Annotated in this window: 17 protein-coding genes and 1 riboswitch; of the genes, 10 read left to right on the top strand and 7 right to left on the bottom strand. The window is 55.5% G+C overall.

From position 1 onward, the window contains the following. Window positions 1-69 precede the first annotated feature (69 nt). On the bottom strand, window positions 70-807 hold the full coding sequence (locus B1C80_RS00770; RefSeq protein WP_201723539.1) for a tyrosine-protein phosphatase: 738 nt from the start codon (window positions 805-807) through the stop codon (window positions 70-72). A 373-nt stretch (window positions 808-1180) separates the two neighbouring features. On the opposite strand from B1C80_RS00770, the gene B1C80_RS00775 reads away from it, so the two are divergent. The 4 genes from B1C80_RS00775 to B1C80_RS00790 all read left to right on the top strand — a co-directional run bounded on the left by B1C80_RS00775 (window position 1181) and on the right by B1C80_RS00790 (window position 4084). Next, window positions 1181-1801: a hypothetical protein gene (locus B1C80_RS00775; protein ID WP_129600351.1), complete on the top strand. Its 621-nt coding sequence runs from the start codon at window positions 1181-1183 to the stop codon at window positions 1799-1801. Between the two features lie 110 nt (window positions 1802-1911). Continuing rightward, the gene (locus B1C80_RS00780) at window positions 1912-2442 is read left to right on the top strand and encodes an RNA methyltransferase (RefSeq protein WP_077919598.1); all 531 of its coding nucleotides are present in this window, start codon (window positions 1912-1914) and stop codon (window positions 2440-2442) included. A 73-nt stretch (window positions 2443-2515) separates the two neighbouring features. Continuing rightward, window positions 2516-2980 carry a hypothetical protein gene (locus B1C80_RS00785; RefSeq protein ID WP_077919142.1) on the top strand — a complete coding sequence of 155 codons (465 nt, stop codon included), beginning with the start codon at window positions 2516-2518 and terminating at the stop codon, window positions 2978-2980. Between the two features lie 174 nt (window positions 2981-3154). Next, entirely contained in the window at window positions 3155-4084 is a 930-nt protein-coding gene (locus tag B1C80_RS00790; RefSeq protein ID WP_077919143.1) for a sensor histidine kinase KdpD, read from the top strand. Window positions 4085-4106: 22 nt separating this feature from the next. Here B1C80_RS00790 and B1C80_RS00795 read toward each other — a convergent pair whose 3' ends face one another. Next, on the bottom strand, window positions 4107-4628 hold the full coding sequence (locus tag B1C80_RS00795) for a DinB family protein (RefSeq protein ID WP_077919144.1): 522 nt from the start codon (window positions 4626-4628) through the stop codon (window positions 4107-4109). Between the two features lie 297 nt (window positions 4629-4925). Here B1C80_RS00795 and B1C80_RS00800 point away from each other — a divergent pair, with 297 nt between their 5' ends. Further along, window positions 4926-6011 carry a spore photoproduct lyase family protein gene (locus tag B1C80_RS00800; RefSeq protein WP_077919599.1) on the top strand — a complete coding sequence of 362 codons (1086 nt, stop codon included), beginning with the start codon at window positions 4926-4928 and terminating at the stop codon, window positions 6009-6011. Window positions 6012-6066: 55 nt separating this feature from the next. Here B1C80_RS00800 and B1C80_RS00805 read toward each other — a convergent pair whose 3' ends face one another. Next, entirely contained in the window at window positions 6067-8115 is a 2049-nt protein-coding gene (locus B1C80_RS00805; protein WP_077919145.1) for a M13 family metallopeptidase, read from the bottom strand. A 57-nt stretch (window positions 8116-8172) separates the two neighbouring features. On the opposite strand from B1C80_RS00805, the gene B1C80_RS00810 reads away from it, so the two are divergent. From B1C80_RS00810 to B1C80_RS00820, 3 genes are all read left to right on the top strand, one after another. Continuing rightward, complete coding sequence (locus tag B1C80_RS00810; protein ID WP_077919146.1) at window positions 8173-8628, top strand: DUF4920 domain-containing protein; 456 nt, start codon at window positions 8173-8175, stop codon at window positions 8626-8628. A 64-nt stretch (window positions 8629-8692) separates the two neighbouring features. Next, the gene (locus B1C80_RS00815) at window positions 8693-9112 is read left to right on the top strand and encodes a hypothetical protein (RefSeq protein WP_077919147.1); all 420 of its coding nucleotides are present in this window, start codon (window positions 8693-8695) and stop codon (window positions 9110-9112) included. Between the two features lie 79 nt (window positions 9113-9191). Then, entirely contained in the window at window positions 9192-10469 is a 1278-nt protein-coding gene (locus B1C80_RS00820; protein ID WP_077919148.1) for an amidohydrolase family protein, read from the top strand. Here the strand turns inward: B1C80_RS00820 and B1C80_RS00825 are convergent. Continuing rightward, a complete protein-coding gene (locus tag B1C80_RS00825) occupies window positions 10411-11814 on the bottom strand; it encodes a condensation domain-containing protein (protein WP_077919149.1) in 1404 nt (467 codons plus the stop codon). The genes B1C80_RS00820 and B1C80_RS00825 overlap by 59 nt on opposite strands. 264 nt (window positions 11815-12078) lie before the next feature. On the opposite strand from B1C80_RS00825, the gene B1C80_RS00830 reads away from it, so the two are divergent. Together B1C80_RS00830 and B1C80_RS00835 are read left to right on the top strand one after the other, a co-directional pair. Then, entirely contained in the window at window positions 12079-13893 is a 1815-nt protein-coding gene (locus B1C80_RS00830; RefSeq protein WP_077919150.1) for a histidine kinase dimerization/phosphoacceptor domain -containing protein, read from the top strand. A 5-nt stretch (window positions 13894-13898) separates the two neighbouring features. Beyond that, complete coding sequence (locus B1C80_RS00835) at window positions 13899-14708, top strand: LytTR family DNA-binding domain-containing protein (protein ID WP_077919151.1); 810 nt, start codon at window positions 13899-13901, stop codon at window positions 14706-14708. Here the strand turns inward: B1C80_RS00835 and uxaC are convergent. The 3 genes from uxaC to B1C80_RS00850 all read right to left on the bottom strand — a co-directional run bounded on the left by uxaC (window position 14705) and on the right by B1C80_RS00850 (window position 18646). Further along, window positions 14705-16120 (bottom strand): glucuronate isomerase, encoded by a 1416-nt coding sequence (gene uxaC, locus B1C80_RS00840; protein WP_077919152.1) that lies wholly within the window; start codon window positions 16118-16120, stop codon window positions 14705-14707. The genes B1C80_RS00835 and uxaC overlap by 4 nt on opposite strands. A 47-nt stretch (window positions 16121-16167) precedes the next feature. Continuing rightward, the gene (gene metX / locus B1C80_RS00845; protein WP_077919153.1) at window positions 16168-17241 is read right to left on the bottom strand and encodes a homoserine O-acetyltransferase; all 1074 of its coding nucleotides are present in this window, start codon (window positions 17239-17241) and stop codon (window positions 16168-16170) included. Between the two features lie 88 nt (window positions 17242-17329). Next, window positions 17330-18646, bottom strand: coding sequence for an O-acetylhomoserine aminocarboxypropyltransferase/cysteine synthase family protein (locus B1C80_RS00850; RefSeq protein ID WP_077919154.1), 1317 nt, complete (start codon window positions 18644-18646; stop codon window positions 17330-17332). Window positions 18647-18848: 202 nt separating this feature from the next. Beyond that, a riboswitch (SAM riboswitch) is annotated at window positions 18849-18967 on the bottom strand. Window positions 18968-19088 lie beyond the last annotated feature (121 nt).

Genomic DNA, 19088 nt, shown 5'->3' on the forward strand with positions numbered 1-19088 from the left:
AACAAAAAAAGCAAGATATCTGATGATTTATTTACAATCTTTAATTTATATAAACTTGCAATACCATTTTTAATCCAGCAATGACAGATTCAATAAAGACTGTTTCCGAAGTTGTTCGTATTCATGCATGGAAAAGAACATGCCAAGACTTTTCAGATCGGCGGGCCGGTGCAAATCGCTGCTGATAAAATCAACCCATTCATTTTTCAGCAAGAGCCGGGCCTGGGCCTGAGCGCGCTCCCGGTAGCGCCCGGTGAAAGAACCCCAGTTCAGCTGAAACAAACACCCGATTTGCCGAAGTCTGGCCAGGCTGGACAGATCGTCGTTGTAGTACGTATATCGTTCAGGGTGAGCCAGTACGGGCGTATACCCACGCGTCTGCATCCGAAAAATAAGGTCTTCTAACTGACGGGGGGGCGCTGCCCAGCCCAGCTCAACCAGCAGATAGCGGGCAGTGCCGAACGTAAGCAGGTCGTCGGCCTCCAGCATATCCCCGAAGAATTCATCGAGCATGTATTCAGCCGCCACGGCCACCTGTATGGGTAGGTTATGCTCGTCGACCAGAGCCTGCAAGACCGCCTGACCGGCTCTGATATCGGCAGAACTGTTTGGATACCAGTCTCTGCTGACGTGGGGAGTTGTGATGACGGTTTGTATGCCCCAATCGGCCAGTTGTTTCAGACAGGTAAGGGCTTCTTCCGGTGATTTTACCCCATCGTCGATCCCGGGAATCAGGTGGGAATGCATATCAACCCGCCAGAAACAAGGCTCTTCCGTCGATGCTCCCTGAGAAGACCGGGTTGTCATTGCCTGGCGAATTGTTTGCCAAAGACTCATAAGTTACCTCCAGTAATCGCTAAAACCCACGCTAAGGGTACTCAAATCTACTCTACAATATCTAGTAATGCTACCAGCAGAGTAGGAAACTTATTTAAAATAACATACACCGAATATATACAAGTTTTTACCGATAGTAACAAATATGCTTATATTCATTAGTTTTCAGTTTTAAACAATTCACCTCAATACTAACTTATAGTTACACGAATAGCAAAAAAACTATAACTTATTATGAAGAAATGAGTTTTATGAAAAAAAATTTCTAAATGTTAGTTTAATGTTTTTTAGTCCATGGAATTAATTAATTTCACCCCATCATCATCACTCCTTCTTACATCATATGAAGTTAACTATACTCACCAAATTGCTACTTGAAGAGGGCTGGCAAACAAGCCATTCGCAGCATGCACACACCTTGTTTATGTACAGCCACAAATCAGGTTCTCCCTCTTTATTAATTCCCTTCGGGAGTTCAGAACAAGTACCAATCGGCACCTTCAACGCCATACTGCGAAGTGCCCGCCAGAAAAAGCGCCATGAAAACTGGCTGTCGTTTCTGCTAACCACCCATACAGCCCGCGTTGTTCTCGAGAAACAGGACGATATGCTGTGGGGTCGGATCGAGCTGCCGGGTTTGTTGATTGCTACGCGGGGCTGCTCCGTTGACTGCGTTCGTGATACGCTCCGCTCGTTGTTATTGTCACAGGTCGACCAGTACGACAGCAGTTATCGCAAAGCGATCGACTCGATGCATTTTAACCCGGTTTACGATACCACCGCTGTGTGGGAGCTGATCAAACAATTGAAAGCAAATCATATTGCCGACGAAACCGGTCTGGACATAGACCTGCTTGGCAGTTTCATGACGGGCGCTTCGTTTCCCTGCCCTGACCAGGCCACCCGGCTCGAGCGGTCGATTCGTGAGTTAGGCCGCCAGCTTATGCAGGTTTCGATCCGTTAATTTACGTATAGTATCTCCTCTCCTATACTGGCCCGTTTGTGAGTCGGCCAGACATGTATTTCTTACCGATGACAGCCCTTACTTTTGCGCTGAACCATCGTGCAGATTACATGCCCCCCCGCAAACTCGCTCTCCAGGAACTCAACCGCCTGTCGGTCGACGCCTTCCGTCAAACGCCTAAATTTCCTTACTGCCTTCTTCTCGACGACGTGCGCAGCCTCAATAACGTAGGCTCCGTATTCCGAACGGCCGATGCATTCCGGGCCGAAAAGCTGTATCTGTGTGGCATAACGGGACAGCCTCCTCACCGCGACATCACGAAAACGGCCCTCGGCGCCACGGAGTCCGTTGTCTGGGAGCACGTTGCCGATGCTGTAACGCTGGTCAGGCAACTCCGGTCAGCAGGCTGGCTGGTGGCCGCTGTCGAACAGGCCGAAGGCAGCACCATGCTCTCTGATTTTCAGCCGGTTCAGGGGCAGGGCTACGTTTTTGTGCTGGGGAACGAAGTCAGTGGCGTAAACGATCAGATTATTCAGCAGGCCGACCTGACGCTGGAAATACCCCAGTTTGGCACCAAACATTCGCTCAATGTAGCTGTTACAGCTGGGGTGGTTTGCTGGGATTTCATCAACAAAATGTAACAAAAACTTAACATTGGACTTTTGATTGTCAGAAGAAATTCGTATTTATTTGTAGATTTTTTTCTTTCATACAATGGCAAACAAAATCACAAAAACAAAACAGAAATCGCTGGCAGCCGACATCGTCAGTTCGATTGAGACCAAACTGGGCGAGGCTGGTGAGGCTACCAAGAAGATGAAAAAGTCCATCGAGAAGTCGGCCGAGAAACTAGCCAAGAAGCTGGCCAGACTAATGGACAAGGCTGAAAAGAAGAAGGCAAAGCCAGCCAAAGCCACTGATAAGAAAGCGAAGAAAGAGGCCGCCAAAGCCACAAAAAACGCGGCCAAGGCTGAAAAGAACGCTAAACGCACGGCCAGTCAGAAAGCCAGCGAAGCGCCCAGATCAGAGCCGATCAGCATCAGCACGCCACCCACCATCACTCCGCCACCTCGCCCCCGGACGTCTCCCGCCAAAGCAGCCACATCGCGCACCACAGCCGCCAAGACGGCTACACCCAAAGCAGATACTGCTACGGAGACACCCGCCGAGACGGCTTGATTTCACCATTTTTTGTAATTCATAAACAAAAAGCCTGCATTAATGCAGGCTTTTTGTTTATGAATTACAAAAAATGGTAATTTTACTGTGACTATTGAAACATCCGTTCGTCCATTGTTCTCTTAAGGCGATATCCACGCGCCAGACTCTTATATACCTGAACTGAACGGCGACATGCCTAACCGCTACTCTACTATCATTCTTGTTGGTATTGCGTTATTGCTGGCTACTGTTACAGCCTTGCTGCTTTACACCAATTTATTGTCACTGCCGGTAGCGGTTTCTCACATATCCCCTTCCTTTCGCTGGCTGGCTTTTCTGGCTCTCGCGCTCATCTCCCAGACGTTCATGGGCTATATTCTGTGGCGCATGTTGCGGCTGCGGCAACGATCGGTTATTCAGACGGAAGTCCTGCATTCACTGGTGCACGAGTTTCAGACGCCCATTACCGCAATCCGCATGGCGGCCGATGTGCTGGATTCGCCCATTGCCCGCAACCAGCCCGAACGGTCAGAAAAATACATCCGCATCATTCGCGAAGAAACCGAACGACTCCAGCAGCAGGTGGAGACCATGCTGACGCTGGCGCGCGCCGATCGGAATACGCTCCTGCTGAACCTGGAGCCAGTTCCGATCCAGCAGCTGCTGCGCACCATTGCCGAACGCCACGGTGACTATCTCCAGCTTTCCCTGCCCAGTTCAGACCCTTACCTGCTGGCCGATCGGCTTCATCTGACCAACGTGTTGCATAATCTGCTCGATAACGCGGTGAAGTACAGCGACGGTCATCCGGACATCACCCTCTACGCTAAAATGAACGCGGGTAGCCTGCAAATTGCCGTCTGCGACCGGGGGGTAGGTATTTCGTCCCAGCACATTCAGCAGATATTCCAGCCCTTCTACCGGGTACACGACCGTCGGCAGCCCAATATCAAAGGCTTCGGGCTGGGACTGAGCTACGTACAGCGGATCGTAAAAGCGCACAACTGGCACATCGACGTCAAAAGCGAGCTTAACCAGGGCAGCGAGTTCATTATCCGCATTCCAACCGCGTCTGTCCTATCGGCCAACGCCGTCAGCACGACCCGCAAGCAGGTCGTCTAGCTTTCTACAGCCGTCTTCAACGCTACCCGGCTGGCAATAACCGCTGGTGATGTTCCGTATGAATACTGATGAAGTCGATCATCTCCCGAACGGTCAGCTTACCCAGAGCGGGGTGGGGCATCTGGTAGCGGTCCAGCTCGGCCGGCGACCAGCCGGATACGCCAGCCGCCACCGACTGATACACCGTCAGTAACCGCTCCATCAGCTCAGCCCGGCTTATCGATATATCAGTCAACCGGGGTACCATGCCATCGGGCGCTTTCACCCCCGAGTCAAGCGCCTTTTCATAATTGACCGCCAGCTGTGCATATGACCGCGATGGCTTCTCGGCAAGCCCCCACGCCAGCAAAACCTCGCGTGGTCCCGTCACCAGCCGCGCTACGGGCCGGGCCGACAGATACAGGTGCTGAACCACCTCCGCAACAGACCATTTCCCGGGCGGTTGCTCCCGAAACGTTGCTTCCGAATAAGGCCCAATCTGATCGGCAAATGCCTGGTAGCGGCTCAGAAGCCGATCCACACCGGCTGGGATGTCTGGTGTCATAATCCGTTGATGTTACAGGTGAACCCAATCGGTGCCGTTACGCAACGTGGCATAGGCTTATGGTTAAAAATATTTACAATCTACTGATAATCAATATATTAATTTGAAAAATAACTAACTAAAAATGATCTATACTGCCGATCTGTTTGTTAGTACTATAGGCAGATAAAGCAATTCCTGAGGCCGAATCTGACCGCTTTACTCAACGAACGTATGCAGCCCGATTTGATCCAGTTGCCCCAGCCGGAACCGACAGCCGATCTGTTTTCTACCCAGCCCCGCCACCCTCGCCTGTGGATGCCTAAGCGGGTCGTATTTACCGCCGACGCGCTTAAAGAGCCATTCGGTCAGGCTATGTACGACCGAATCTCAGCCCTTGGCCTGCCCATCGACATTGCCCAAAACAACCGGATTACGGGTCTGCGCGGAGCCGACGAACGGGAAACCTACAGACTGGCCAAAAATACCCTGGCCGTGGTAAACGCCCCGGCTGGCGCGTTTAAGTTTCAACCCATTCCGCCCTCGGCCGACTGGCAGATGAACCTGGCCGAAGGCTGCCCCGCCCACTGTCAGTATTGTTACCTGGCCGGTAGTCTGAGTGGCCCACCGGTGGTCAAAGCTTTTGCCAATTTGCCTAAACTACTGGCGCATACCGCCACCTACGAAGGCACTTATCCGCCCAACCGAACCTGGCAGAACTCCGCCGATAGGACGGCTGGTAACCGCCCAACGACCTTTGAAGTTAGCTGCTATACCGATGTACTCGGCATCGAACACCTGACCGGTAGCCTGGCCGAGTGTATTCGTTACTTCGGCACCCGCGAGCAAAGTCAGCTGCGTTTTGTTACGAAATACGGCCAGGTCGACAGCCTGATCGATCTGCCCCACCATGGCCAGACCCGGGCCCGCGTGAGTCTCAACGCTGATAGCATTGCCCGCCGGATCGAAGGCGGCACCGCGTCGGTCGAGGCTCGTCTGCAGGCCATCCGCCAGCTGGCGTTACCACGCGCACAGGGCGGTGGTGGGTATCCGATCGGCCTCGTCATTGCCCCTATCATGCCTATTCCGGACTGGCAGCAGCACTATACGGCGCTGCTCGACCGGATGCAGGAGTTGCTTACCTGGCCGGCCCATTACGGCCCCATCGATATGAACGTGGAGTTCATCAGCCACCGGTTCACCCCCGGTTCTAAGGATGTGCTGCTCCAATGGTATCCCAACACCTCACTCGATATGGACGAAGCAACCCGTGCCGAGAAACGAAACAAGTTTGGGGGCACGAAGTACGTTTACCGGCCAGACGACATGCGCGCCATGAAAGCGTTTTTTTACACCGAATGGCAGAAACGCTTTCCCAACGCACCCATTCTGTACTGGACGTAGTCGGTACGGTCGGGCGGCTCTGGCCGTAGAACAAAGCCGCCCGACATCCGGCCAACTACCACACCCGGGCCTGCTGTACCTCGGGTTTGTATAGCTTCTGGCCTGGTTTAACCCCAAAGGCCGTATAGAAAGGAGCGAAGTTGGTCAGCGGACCGTTGACCCGGAATTTAGCGGGCGAGTGCGGGTCGGTAGCAATCCCGACCCGCTCGGCTTCGTCGCGGATTTTGACCCGCCAGACCTGGGCAAACCCCAGGAAGAAACGCTGATCAGGGGTGAATCCATCGATCTTGTCGTTGCTTTGTCCCTGTTTGGTCAGCTTGAAGGCCTGATAGGCCAGCGTAATGCCCCCCAGGTCGGCCAGGTTTTCGCCCAGCGTCAGCCGACCGTTCAGGTGCAGGTTATCGAGAACGGTATAGGCGTTATACTGATTGACAACGGCCTGGGTTTTCGTTTCGAAGCGCTCGGCATCCTGCTTCGTCCACCAGTCGCGGAGGTTTCCGCTGGCATCGTACTGGCGACCCTGATCGTCGAAGAGGTGGGTCATCTCATGCCCGATTACCATGCCGATACCGCCGTAATTGATGGCGTCGTCGGCGTCTTTGTCGAAGAACGGAAACTGGAGTATGCCGGCCGGAAACACAATTTCGTTATTGGTCGGGTTCGCGTAGGCGTTAACCGTTGGCGGAGTCATGCCCCACTCGGCCCGATCGACGGGCTGATTGATTTTCGCAAACTCTTCTATATAGTAGTGCTCCCGCGCCCGCTGCACGTTACCAAAGTAATCGTCGCGCTTCACGGTGATGTCGGAGTAGTCTTTCCATTTGTCGGGATAGCCGATCTTCTTCACGAACTTATCCAGCTTATCCAGCGCTACCTTTTTTGTTTCGGGGGCCATCCAGTCGAGTTTCTGAATCCGCTCCCGGTATACGACCTGCAGGTTATTTACTAGCGACAGCATACGCTCTTTGGCTTCGGCGGTAAAATATTTTTTCACCCACAGTTGCCCGAGAGCCTCGCCCAGTGCGTCGTCGACCCGGTTGGCGATGCGTTTCCAGCGGTCGGGCATCTGCGGCTGGCCATACAGGGTCTTGTTGTTGAAGTCGAACCGGGCCTGCTCGAACTCGCGGCTCAGCAAACTGGCGCTGTTATCGAGCAGGTCGAACACCAGCCGGTCTTTGAGCAGGCTGACGGGCGTTTTGGGCAACATACTGTCCAGCGCCTGGTAATAGCCCGGCTGGGCAACCAGCACCGTATCGATCCGGCTTAGCTCCATCGTATTCAGAAACGCGCGCCAGTTGAGGTTGGGCATCTGCCGGGTCAGGTCGGCAACGGCCAGCTTGTTGTAATTGGCTACGGGATCGCGCAGGTCGGCGGGGGCTTTGTGCGAGCGGGCCAGGGCTGTTTCGAACGCCAGAATAGCCTCCGCTTTGGTCCGGGCAGAAGCCGTATCCACGCCTGTCAGCGTAAAGAGTCTGGCAACATACGCCACAAAAGCCGTCCGGATTTTGCGGGTGGGTTCATCGGTCTTGGTGTAGTATTCTTTCTCCGGCAGCGACAAACCCGACTGGCCGAAATTGATCCGGTTGATGCTGCTCTGCCGGTCGTCGGCGCCGATGTAAAAGCCGAAAAAGGCCCCACCCCGGTTGCTTTTGCTGGCGGCCATATAGTTCAGCACATCCTTGTAGGTAGTCAGGGCAGCTATCCGGGCCAGCTCGGCCTTTATGGGTTCGTAGCCAAGCTTGTTGATGGTAGCCGTATCCATGCCGCTGGCGTAGAAATCGCCGACCTGCTGCTCCACGGTGCCCGTTTTAGCGTCTGCTTTGGCTGCTTCTTCCAGAATAGACTTCGTCTTCAGCTGGTTTTCGTCATAGAGCTGATAGAACGAGCCCCAGCCGGTCTGATCGCCGGGGATCTTCGTTTGGCGGACCCACCCGCCATTGGCGTACGAAAAAAAGTCGTTACCAGGGCTAATGGTTGTGTCCATACCTGCCTTGTCGAAGAAAACGGTTCGGCGGGCGGGTTCGCTGGTATCGCTCCGCTGCTGACAGGCGGCCAGGGTTAACAGACTCAGGCTTAGGCAGGAAAATTGCTGTATATAGCGCATGAATACCGGTATTAGGTGTTTGCTTTGTACTTTTGGGTAAAGATAACAGTCTGGATTATGAAGAAATTACTCATCATCGGCTTAGTGCTGGGTCTGTCCTCGGGTGCTTTTGCCCAGCAGGCGGTCAGCTACCACGGCAAAAAAATCAACGAAAAAGGGGCTATTCAGGCCTCTGAGCTGGCCACCCAGATGGGCAGTAAGGAAAAGATGCCCGCTAAAGTAGAAGGCACCGTCGAGTCGGTCTGCAAGGTAAAAGGCTGCTGGATGAAGGTAAAAACCGGCGATGGGCAGACCATGCGGGTGACCTTCAAAGATTACGGCTTCTTTGTCCCGAAAGACATTATCGGTAAGACAGTCGTGGTTCAGGGAACTGCCGAAACCAGCGTCACGCCCGTTGACGAACTTCGTCATTACGCCCAGGACGCCGGTAAGTCGAAAGAAGATATCGAGAAAATTACGGAGCCCGAAAAGGCCCTGACGTTTGTTGCCGACGGGGTCATTGTGAAAAAATAACGGACGCTTGCAACCATACGGGAACGGCGTAGGTCTGACTGACAACTACTCACGCATCACCCTTATGAAATCGCTCATCCGTTTTTTTGCGGCACCGCTCCTCGGGCTGAGTATGCTCTGTGCCTGCCAATCGCAACCCTCAGACGCCATTCCCTCCGATAAAGTGGCCCTGGGTTTTCAAAAATCAGCCCGGCTGGCGTCTGGCCTGACCGTGCGCGTCGACTCCCTGACCGACAGCCGCTGCCCAACCAACGTTACCTGTATCTGGGCAGGTCAGGCCGTAGCTGCCGTGACGATCAGCTCAGGAGCGGACGCCCAAACGCGCAGACTGGTGCTGGAGCCGGGGCAGACGAACCGAAGAGACTCGACAACGGTGCTGTTCGACAACGTCACCTACAAGGTCGTCCTGCGCGAGGTCATCCCCTACCCGGTTGGCAACGAACGACCCGAACAGCGAGCCATCATTCAGATAGCCCGGCTGTAGTAAAGCATAGCTGCAAAATTCGTATTTTTCAGGCCGCAACAACCCGTTGCGGCCTTTTTCGTACTTAACCGTCTACTTCATGCGTACCCTGTACCTGCTGGCAGGCCTCTGTCTGCTGTCTACTCCCCTGCTGGCCCAGCGGACCCTGCTCCATTGCGGCAACCTCTTCACCGGAACCGGTAATGACCTGCAACCCCAAATGACGGTGGTTGTTGAAGGCAACAAGATTACAGCCGTTCAGAAAGGCTACCTGGCCCCCGCTGGTACCGACCGGGTGCTGGACCTGAAAAGCAAAACGGTTCTACCCGGCCTGATCGACATGCACGTTCACCTCGAGTCCGAAACCCGGCGCGGAGGGCAGATCGATGCGTTTACGCAGAATGTACCCGACATTGCTTACAAAGCCGCTAAACATGCCAGAACGACCCTGCTCGCCGGCTTCACCACCGTACGCGACCTGGGCGGATCGGGGGTCAACATTTCCCTGCGCAATGCCATCAACCAGGGGCTGATCGAAGGGCCGCGCGTGCTGACCGTTGGGAAAAGTATTGCAACGACCGGCGGCCATGCCGACCCTACAAACGGCTACCGTCGGGATCTGATGGGCGATCCGGGTCCGGCCGAAGGCGTAATCAACAGTGCCGACGATGCCCATAAAGCCGTCCGGCAACGCTACAAGGAAGGGTCCGATCTGATCAAAATTACCGCGACGGGGGGCGTTCTGAGCAACGCTAAAGATGGGTCAGGTCCGCAGTTCACCGACGAAGAGGTAAAAGCCATTGTTGTGGCGGCCAAAGATTACGGATTTGCGGTAGCCGCCCACGCCCACGGTGCCGAAGGCATGAAACGAGCCATCCGGGCAGGCGTTCAAACCATCGAGCACGGCACCTACATGGATGACGAAGCCATTGCGCTTTTCAAAAAACACGGCACCTACTACGTTCCCACCATCATTGCCGGCAAGACCGTGGCTGACTCGGCCCGTATGTTCGGTTACTACCCGGCGCTGGTTCGGCCAAAGGCGCTGGCCATCGGTCCCAAAATTCAGAATACGTTTGCCAAAGCCTATAAAGCAGGCGTCAACATCGCCTTCGGTACCGATGCCGGTGTGTTTATCCACGGCTATAACGCCAAAGAGTTCGAATACATGGTCGAAGCCGGTATGCCAGCGGTAGAAGCCATTCGAACCGCCCTGCTCAATAACGCCCGGCTACTGGGTATGGACACCCAGATCGGCTCGATCGAAGTGGGGAAGCTGGCCGACATCATAGCCGTGGACGACAACCCGGTGCAGCAAATCAAAACATTGCAAGCCGTCCGATTTGTGATGAAGGATGGCACCGTGTATAAGCAGTAGCCGACCGGGTTCTGGCTGAGGGGGCAGTACTCTCGAACGTGCCGACGGCGGCCTCGGGCCGATGAGCAAAATCCAGCAGCAGGTGCTCAATACAGTAGCTCAGATTCCGGGCGTCGCGCATACTCAGATAGGCCGGATTACCGATCAGCTGCAGGCTTGCCGACCGCTGGGCTTCGTTATCCCGCCAGAGCAGCTGCAGGGGCAGATCGCCTTCGGCGCTCGCAAACCGCTCAACCCGGCATTCAAGACCCTCGATGGGTAAAACCGGAACCGGGGGTATGTGCTTCACCAGCACGTCGAAAAGCCGGGCCTGTGGCCTGTCGGTATCGCTAAGCCGCTGAATCAAGTGGCTCATCGGATAAAACCGATGGCTGCCGTCGGCCCGGCTCTGACGCTTGATGGTGCGCAGCAGCATAGGCAGAGTCTGATCCGGGTCGTACTTGATCTGGATAGGTAACAGGCAGTCGAAACGCCCCAGCGTTGAGCGCTGCCGCTTCGACTGCCGACCGGCTACCACCCGCCCAAACACACAGACCGACTGCTGGCTGGCGCGCGAGAAATAGATAGTCAGTGCGGCTAGTAACAGATCGGTGGGAGCGGCTCCTGTGCTGGCCACGGCCAGATTTAGCGTACGGCCAAGGCTTTCGTCAGCCGGTATACGGTACAGTTGCCGGGTCAGGAATTGCCCCGTAGCCTGCTCGTTTAACAACGGAGACGGAAGATCGGAGAATTGTTTCTGCCAGTAGACATGATCTTCGGAATAAGCCAGGCTGTTCAGGTAAACACGGGCCGACTCTACCTCATCAGCATATGATGGCGCCTGCGACGGCATAGGCTCGTCGGCCTGCATGGCGGAATAAGCTTCGGTGATGTAGCGTACCAGACGATCGAAGCCGGTGTCGTCGAGTAGCAGGCGGTGGCCCCGCACCAGGAGCCGATGCTCGTAATCGGACACCCGCAGCAAGGCCAGATCGAAAAATCGGCGGTCGGCCAGATCGAAAGGCTTGACGAACCAGTTTATGGCCCAGGCATCGGCAGCCTGACGGGGATTGGGGTTTTCGCTGCAGTCGAGTAATGGCAGGATGGGTCGGCGAAACTGGTCAGCGACCGATACCCGTGGTACTGCTTCGGCCGGGTCGAACTGCCACCGGAATACGTCGAACATGACAGGCAGGTGATCAACGACCCGACGAACCAGCGCGTAATTGAGTGAACCCGTTATGACCAGGCAGCCGCCGACAGCCTGATCAGGGCTGCCGGCCTGGCCCGGTTGTCGATTAAGAAGTTCTTCCTGAGCCAGGTGTAATGGCAGGGAAGTGGTTAAAAAAGGAAATGAGTTTTTCATACATGCCCGTTGGTTTAGGCGTAATGAGCACAGTAAATACCACACGAAAGGTACACCATGTTACTACGCACAGGCAGCACTTGTCGGTAAACAGCCCGCCAGCGTAGGCGAACGAGTAAAACGTGCGGGTAAGCGATTTCCTTTGAACGGTATCCCGGCAAAGACACAGCGATACCATTCGCTAGAAAGTAGTATACTGAACGTTGCAGTTTTAGTAACTTGACACATGAATGACTGTTCACTTGTAGTTTCCTACCTTCCTCTATGAATGTTTTAACCTGCTGGCTATTAGTCTGTACCTCTCTTCTGGGCAGCTACAGGGCTTCAGCCCAGAAACGCTTTTTACCCGATTCTCTAACCCACGCCCCCGACAGCACCAGGGCCTGGACCCTACGCCAGATCGGCGACTCCCTCGTTCGGGTCAGCCAGCTCGCCCCCGCCAAACAGGCTTACCTCGAAGCGCTGGATGTATCCCTGGCCGCCAAAGAACCCGACCCTGGTACCATTGGTTTATCCTACCGGGGAGTGGGCTACTGGTACGAACAGGCCAACGAGCTGCGCGAAGCCATTCAGTATTACCAGAAAGCACTTGGCTACCTGCGGCAGTATGGGAACACCTTCCACGTGGCCCGGACCCTCAAGTTCATCAGCGGAGCCTACACCCGGCTGAACGATCTCAAAATGGCCCGGCACTACCTGAACCAGGCGGTTACCGTAGCGCAGCAGTCCAGAAATATTGATTTGCTGATGGAGCTGGATGGCGAGCTGGCCATTGTAGAAGCCAAAAGCAACCGGCACGACCGGGCGCTGGTTCTCAACCAGAAAATTGCGGATTACTACCGGCAAAAAGAGGACTGGAGCACATACTACGGGGTGTTGATCAACGTAGCTCTTACCTACAAGAACCTGGGGCAGTATGCGCAGTCAGAAGTTATTTTCCGATCTATTCTGGACTATAGTAAACAGGCCAACGACGCTTTTCTGGAAGGCTATGCCCATACCAACATACCAAACGCCCTGATTCCGCAGGGTAAACTCGACGAAGCCGAAGCCCACTGTAAACAGGCATTGATCTGGGCCGAACAGACTGGCGCCGGTAAGTATAGCATCCTGGAGGATATCTACGGCAACCTGAGCAAAACCTACCAGAAGCGGGGCAATTACAGGCAGGCTCTCGCCTATTACGAGCAGCGAACAGCCGCTCACGACAGCGTCTTCAACGAGATTCGGAACCGCCAGCTGGCCGAGGTGGAAGCGCGCTTTCAGACGCAGGAAAAAGAGGCTCAGATTCAGGTACTGGACGCCATCAATGCCGCGAAAACCCGCCAGGTCTGGGCCGGCGCCATCGGTATCTTAGTGCTTTCTATCCTGTCGGGCACCCTGTTTGTCTTCTACCGCCGGATTCGGCGCAACCGCGCTCAGATTCAGCAGCAGTCGGAACAGCTGACGCTGATGATGAAAGAGCTGCATCACCGGGTCAAGAATAACCTCGCCATTGTTTCCAGCCTGCTCCGGCTTCAGTCGAACCGGCTCGACGACGAGAAAGCCATTGCTGCGGTGCGGGTTGGCCAGCAGCGGGTCGAAGCGATGTCGATGATTCACCAGCGGCTGTACCAGACCGACCGGGTATCTACGGTCAATATGAGCGAGTTCCTGACCGATCTCAGCGAGAGCCTTATGCGGGCGTACGGGTTTGCGCCCGATGATTTCGACCTGCAACTCGACATCGAGCTCAACGAACTGGATGTCGACGTGGCCATGCCGCTCGGGCTTATTGTGAACGAGCTGGTTACCAATGCCTTCAAGTACGCCTATGCCGATGTACAGCGGCCGAAGCTGCGGATCAGTCTGCACCGGCAGAATGGGCTGGCGCAGCCCGGCCTGACGCTGGAAGTGCAGGACAATGGCCCCGGACTCGATACCGCCGACTGGCAGCGGGACGGCCACCGGACCTCGTTTGGCAAGCGGCTTATTTATTCCCTGAGTGAGCAACTGGATGGCCAGCTTGAACTGATTCGGCAGAACGGCACCCTCTGCCGGCTCTACATTCCTCAAACCAAACTACGGGCCGCAGCCTGATCATCATGACCGATCGCATCAATATACTGATCGTTGAAGACGAAGCCATCCTGGCCATGGATCTGAGCGATATGCTCGAAGACGAAGGGTACTACGTTGTCGGTACGGCCAATAACGGCCGAAAAGCCCTCGATCTGTTTCAGCATAATCCGGTCGATCTGGTGCTGTGCGATATTACCATCAAGGGCGACTGGGATGGCATCGAAACCATTGGGCAGCTGGTCGGCGTTCGGCAAGTACCGGTAATTTACCTGACGGCCCTCACCGACCGCTCGACCATTGCCCGGGCTAAAGAAACGTTTCCGGCGGCCTACATCACCAAGCCCTTCGACAGCGCGCAACTGCGTCTGGCCATCGAAATGGCCCTCAACAGCTTTTCATTGCGGATTTTGGCTCCCCAACTACCCGCTACGCCGGTTACGGAGGCCAAAGTACGTCCGCTTACTGGCGAAAAGCCGACCCCGGAGAAAGACCCCAGCCGAACCGCGCCCATTCTGCGAATCAACGATACGCTGTTCGTGAAACAGAATTACCAGTTTGTAAAAGTACTCCTGAGCGAAGTGCTGTACCTCGAAGCTGACGACATCTATACGACCATCAACACCACGGGTCGAAAGTACGTAGTGCGGCTCTCGCTGAGCCAGATGATCGAACGGCTACAGGCCAACCGGCTGGCCCGCACCCACCGGTCGTTCGTTGTCAACCTGGATCGGATCGACTCCTTCAGCGACCATGAGGTTATGGTTGGCGGGCACTCCTTACCGCTCGGCCGTAACTACAAGGACGAGTTTCTGCGGCACTTCCCGGTTTGTTAGAACCCGAAATACCGCTCGGCATTCCGGTAACAGATGTCCTGCACGATCTGGCCAATCCAGTCGATGTCGGCCGGCAACTCGCCGTTCTCGACGTCGTTTCCGAAGATGTTGCACAGAATCCGGCGGAAGTACTCGTGCCGGCTGTAAGATAGAAAGCTTCTGGAATCGGTTAGCATACCCACAAAGGCGCTCAGCAGCCCCATATTCGACAGGGCGTTGATCTGCTTCTCCATCCCGTCTTTCTGATCGAGGAACCACCAGCCCGACCCGAACTGCACTTTCCCCCGTACCGAACCGTCGTTGAAGTTGCCGATCATGGTAGCAATCACTTCGTTATCGGCCGGGTTTAGGTTGTAAAGAATGGTTTTAGCCAGCTTATTCCGGTCGTCGAGGCCACCCAGGAAACGCGACAGCGAAGCCGCCTGCTGAAAATCGCCGATCGAGTCCCAGCCCGTATCGGGGCCAAGCTCACGAAGCCGCCGACGGTTGTTGTTGCGCAACGCGCCCAGATGAAACTGCTGCGTCCAGCCTTTTTCGTGATCCCACTCGGCAAACTGCACCAGCATGAACGACCGAAACCGGGCCATCTCGTCGGGGGTGAGTGGTTGCTCAGTCTGGGTCAGGGTGTTGAAAATGGTCTGTACCTCGCTCTCGGTGTAAGCCACAGCATCGATGTACTCGAGCCCGTGGTCAGACAGGCGGCAGCCCATGTCGGCAAAGTAATCGTGGCGGGCTTTCAACGCGTCGAGATAATCGGCCAGGGTACGGATGTCGCGGTTGCTCAGGGCGCTCAGCTTCTGAACATAGGCCCGAAACGCCCTTGGGTCGTCAACGGCCATCGCCTTGTCGGGGCGGAACGTAGGCAGAATTTTAACATCGAACCGGCTCTGGGCAATAGCGCGGTGGTACTCGAGCGAATCGAGCGGATCGTCGGTGGTGCAGACCACCCGTACGTCGAAATGAGTTAGCAGCTGCCGGGTCGACAGCTGGGGTAGCTGCTCGTTGCAGCGGTCGTAGGTGTCGCGGGCCGTAGCGGGGCTGAGCACCTCGGCCATACCGAACGGATTGCGGAGTTCCAGATGCGTCCAGTGGTAGAGCGGGTTCCGCAGGGTATACGGCACAGTTTCGGCCCATTTCTCAAACTTTTCCCAGTCGCTGGCGTCGCCAGTGCAGTAGCGCTCATCGATACCGTGCGTCCGCATGGCCCGCCACTTGTAGTGATCTCCGTAGAGCCAGAGCTGGGTTATGGTGTCGAACTGCCGGTCCTGCGCAATCTGATCGGGCGGCAGGTGGCAATGGTAATCGATAATCGGCATTGATCGGGCGTAATCGTGATAAAGCCGTCGTGCCGTCTCGGTTTGCAGCAGAAAGTCGTCGGAAAGAAAAGTAGGGGTCGGCGTCAGCGTGTTCATAACAGGAAAAGGAACGAAATCCGGATTTCTCCCCGTTGATCGTGGTTTTATGGTTTATCCGCTTCGAGAGGACGGGGGCTGACAGCCGACGCATCGGCTGCCGAAACGCTGGCCATCCATTTTCGGATAATCCCGGCCAGCGGCCTGAATTCGATCAGAAAACCATCGTGTCCGTATAGCGAGTCGATTTCTTCGTAAGTCGCGTCGGGAATATGACGAGCCAGGAACTGTTGCTCCGATACCGGAAAGAGCAGATCGGACCGGATACCAACGACCAGCGTCCGGGCCCGAATCTGGCCCAGTGCATTCAGGATACTTCCGCGGTTTCGCCCGACATTGTGCGAGTCCATCACCTTGGAGAGCGTCCAGTAGGTGAACGCGTTGAAGCGTTCGGCCAGTTTGTCCCCCTGATACCGCTGGTACCCGGCGGCTTTGTAGCCATCCATCTGCTCGTTATTATCCAGCGCCTGGGTAAAGCTATAGGTATCGTAGTTGCGGTAGGAGATCATGGCCATGGCGCGGGCGGCTTTCATGCCGGCAACCCCGGCGTCGGCGCGTCGTTCACGCCAGGTCGGGTCCGCGTCGATGGCCATCCGCTGCGCTTCATTAAATGCAATGCACCAGGGCGAGGCCACGGCGCTGGTTGCCACCACGATCAGGTTATCGATCAGGCCGGGCTGCGCAATGGCCCATTCGAGGGCCTGCTCGCCACCCAGCGACCCCCCCACGCAGGTATGTATTTTATCGATGCCCAGCTCCTGTCGTAACAGGTCGAGCGCCCCCACCATGTCCCGAACCGTTATGGCCGGGAAGTCATGGTAGTACGGCTGACCCGTTTCCGGATTCGCCGACAGCGGGCCAGTAGACCCGTAGCAAGACCCCAGCACGTTGGCACAAACAATAAAATCCCGATCGGGATCGAAGTATTTACCGGCACCGATCATACCGCCCCACCAGTCTCCGGCGTCGGCGTTACCGGTCAGGGCATGGCAAATCCAGACCACGTTCGAGCGGTCGCGCTGCAGCGTTCCGCGGGTGGTATAGGCCAGCCGAAACCCGGGCAGGCTCGCGCCAGATTCGAGTGGAAATGAATACTTGTAGTCGAAATACTGAAGGTCCAAACGTAATAAAGGTTTTCAGTTCGCTGGTTTGGCTGCCCGTATCCATCGTCGGTCCAGACGGCCAAACCAGCGAACTGCGCTGTTCATACTAAACCGCTACTGGCTCAGCAATGGCCGCAAAGGCCTGCTCCAGATCTGCTTTAATATCATCGATGTGTTCAATACCCGCCGAGATCCGCAACAGACCGGGTTCGACCCCAGCGCTGGCCTGATCCTGCTCGCTTAACTGCTGGTGCGTAGTCGAAGCCGGATGGATAATCAGCGTTTTCGAGTCGCCCACGTTGGCCAGGTGACTGACCAGCTTCAGGCTATTGACAAAGCGGTCGGCCGCTTCCTTACCGCCTTTCACCTTGAACGTAAAGACGCCCCCGAAGCCCCGCTTCAGGTACTTTTTGGCCAGCTCGTGATACGCGCTGCTGGTCAGGCCGGGGTAGTTGACCACTTCTACCCGCTCGTGCTGTTCGAGCCACTGCGCCAGCGCCAGTGCGTTCTGTACGGTACGATCTACGCGCAGCGACAGGGTTTCCAGCCCCTGCAGCAACAGGAAGGAGTTGAACGGGCTGATGGCCGGGCCCCAGTCGCGTAGCCCCTCTACCCGGGCCCGGATAATGAACTGAATATTGCCGAACGGACCACCCACCCCGAAGACGTCGCTGAAGACCATTCCGTGATACCCCTCCGACGGCTCCGAAAACTGCGGAAACTTACCATTCCCCCAGTTGTAATTGCCACTGTCGACAATGACGCCCCCAATGCTCGTGCCGTGACCACCGATCCATTTGGTAGCTGACTCGACCACAACGGCCGCTCCGTGTTCGATAGGCCGGAACAGATAGCCCCCGGCGCCAAACGTATTGTCGACAATTATGGGCAGGTCGTGCCGCTTCGCCAGGGCCGCGATGGCCTCAAAGTCGGGAATGTTGAAACCCGGATTACCGATCGTTTCGAGGTAAATCGCCTTTGTTTTATCGTCGATCAGCGGCTCGAACGATTCGGGTTTGTCGCCATCGGCAAAGCGGGCTTCGATGCCCAGGCGTTTGAACGAAACCTTGAACTGATTGTAGGTACCTCCGTACAAAAACGAGGTAGTTACGAAGTTATCGCCGGCGCTCAGGATGTTGGTCAGCGCAATAAACTGAGCCGCCTGTCCCGACGCCACTGCCAGAGCAGCTACCCCGCCTTCGAGGGCAGCAATCCGCTTCTCGAACACGTCCGACGTCGGGTTCATGATGCGGGTATAAATGTTGCCAAACGCTTTCAGCGCAAACAGATCCGCACCGTGGGCCGAATCGTTAAAGACATACGAGGTTGTCTGATAGATAGGTACCGCCCGCGAATTGGTGGTTGGGTCGGCTTCCTGACCCGCGTGTAACTGCAGCGTATCGAAATGCAGTGAAGAAGACATGGTATTTAGTGGTTTTGGCTTGGAATATTCCAGTGGATTCGGACGGCTGAGCGGTCCGGTTACAGGCTGGCCTCGTCGGGTCTTGACAGATACCGGCGGCCAGGCGCGCGATCAACCCTCCCGGTTGTCGTGGCGGAGTGTGGGTGGTAATTAGTAGGCCCGAGCGGGCATACACTGTTGGCTGTAGAGCATGTGCATAAACGATTTATAGTCCCTAATGTCCGCCGGAGCGGCTGCTTTAGGCAGGAGTTAGCACCTTGCCGTGTGGTAGGTTGCCAGCGGTTCACAGAGCCTGATCTCTCCCCCGCTTCTGTATAAATCAACCCGCGCCCCTGAAGAAAAAGGCGCGTAACAATTGACTTGATGACGCAAGTATACAGGGCAAAACGTCTTTAACCAAACCTAATCTGGTTTTTCTGTCCGTTCCCTCTTTTTTTATTTT

Source organism: Spirosoma sp. 209 (genome assembly GCF_002006735.1).
Lineage (GTDB): Bacteria > Bacteroidota > Bacteroidia > Cytophagales > Spirosomataceae > Spirosoma > Spirosoma sordidisoli.

Bases quoted from the DNA above. Each gene is read 5' to 3' on its own strand.
- B1C80_RS00835 (WP_077919151.1), top strand. From the start codon at position 13,899: ATGACCGATCGCATCAATATACTGATCGTTGAAGACGAAGCCATCCTG.
- B1C80_RS00830 (WP_077919150.1), top strand. From the start codon at position 12,079: ATGAATGTTTTAACCTGCTGGCTATTAGTCTGTACCTCTCTTCTGGGC.
- B1C80_RS00815 (WP_077919147.1), top strand. From the start codon at position 8,693: ATGAAATCGCTCATCCGTTTTTTTGCGGCACCGCTCCTCGGGCTGAGT.
- B1C80_RS00795 (WP_077919144.1), bottom strand. From the start codon at position 4,628: ATGACACCAGACATCCCAGCCGGTGTGGATCGGCTTCTGAGCCGCTAC.
- B1C80_RS00820 (WP_077919148.1), top strand. From the start codon at position 9,192: ATGCGTACCCTGTACCTGCTGGCAGGCCTCTGTCTGCTGTCTACTCCC.
- B1C80_RS00780 (WP_077919598.1), top strand. From the start codon at position 1,912: ATGCCCCCCCGCAAACTCGCTCTCCAGGAACTCAACCGCCTGTCGGTC.
- B1C80_RS00825 (WP_077919149.1), bottom strand. From the start codon at position 11,814: ATGAAAAACTCATTTCCTTTTTTAACCACTTCCCTGCCATTACACCTG.
- B1C80_RS00775 (WP_129600351.1), top strand. From the start codon at position 1,181: ATGAAGTTAACTATACTCACCAAATTGCTACTTGAAGAGGGCTGGCAA.
- B1C80_RS00800 (WP_077919599.1), top strand. From the start codon at position 4,926: ATGCCTAAGCGGGTCGTATTTACCGCCGACGCGCTTAAAGAGCCATTC.
- B1C80_RS00805 (WP_077919145.1), bottom strand. From the start codon at position 8,115: ATGCGCTATATACAGCAATTTTCCTGCCTAAGCCTGAGTCTGTTAACC.
- uxaC (WP_077919152.1), bottom strand. From the start codon at position 16,120: ATGAACACGCTGACGCCGACCCCTACTTTTCTTTCCGACGACTTTCTG.
- B1C80_RS00785 (WP_077919142.1), top strand. From the start codon at position 2,516: ATGGCAAACAAAATCACAAAAACAAAACAGAAATCGCTGGCAGCCGAC.
- B1C80_RS00810 (WP_077919146.1), top strand. From the start codon at position 8,173: ATGAAGAAATTACTCATCATCGGCTTAGTGCTGGGTCTGTCCTCGGGT.
- B1C80_RS00850 (WP_077919154.1), bottom strand. From the start codon at position 18,646: ATGTCTTCTTCACTGCATTTCGATACGCTGCAGTTACACGCGGGTCAG.
- B1C80_RS00770 (WP_201723539.1), bottom strand. From the start codon at position 807: ATGACAACCCGGTCTTCTCAGGGAGCATCGACGGAAGAGCCTTGTTTC.
- B1C80_RS00790 (WP_077919143.1), top strand. From the start codon at position 3,155: ATGCCTAACCGCTACTCTACTATCATTCTTGTTGGTATTGCGTTATTG.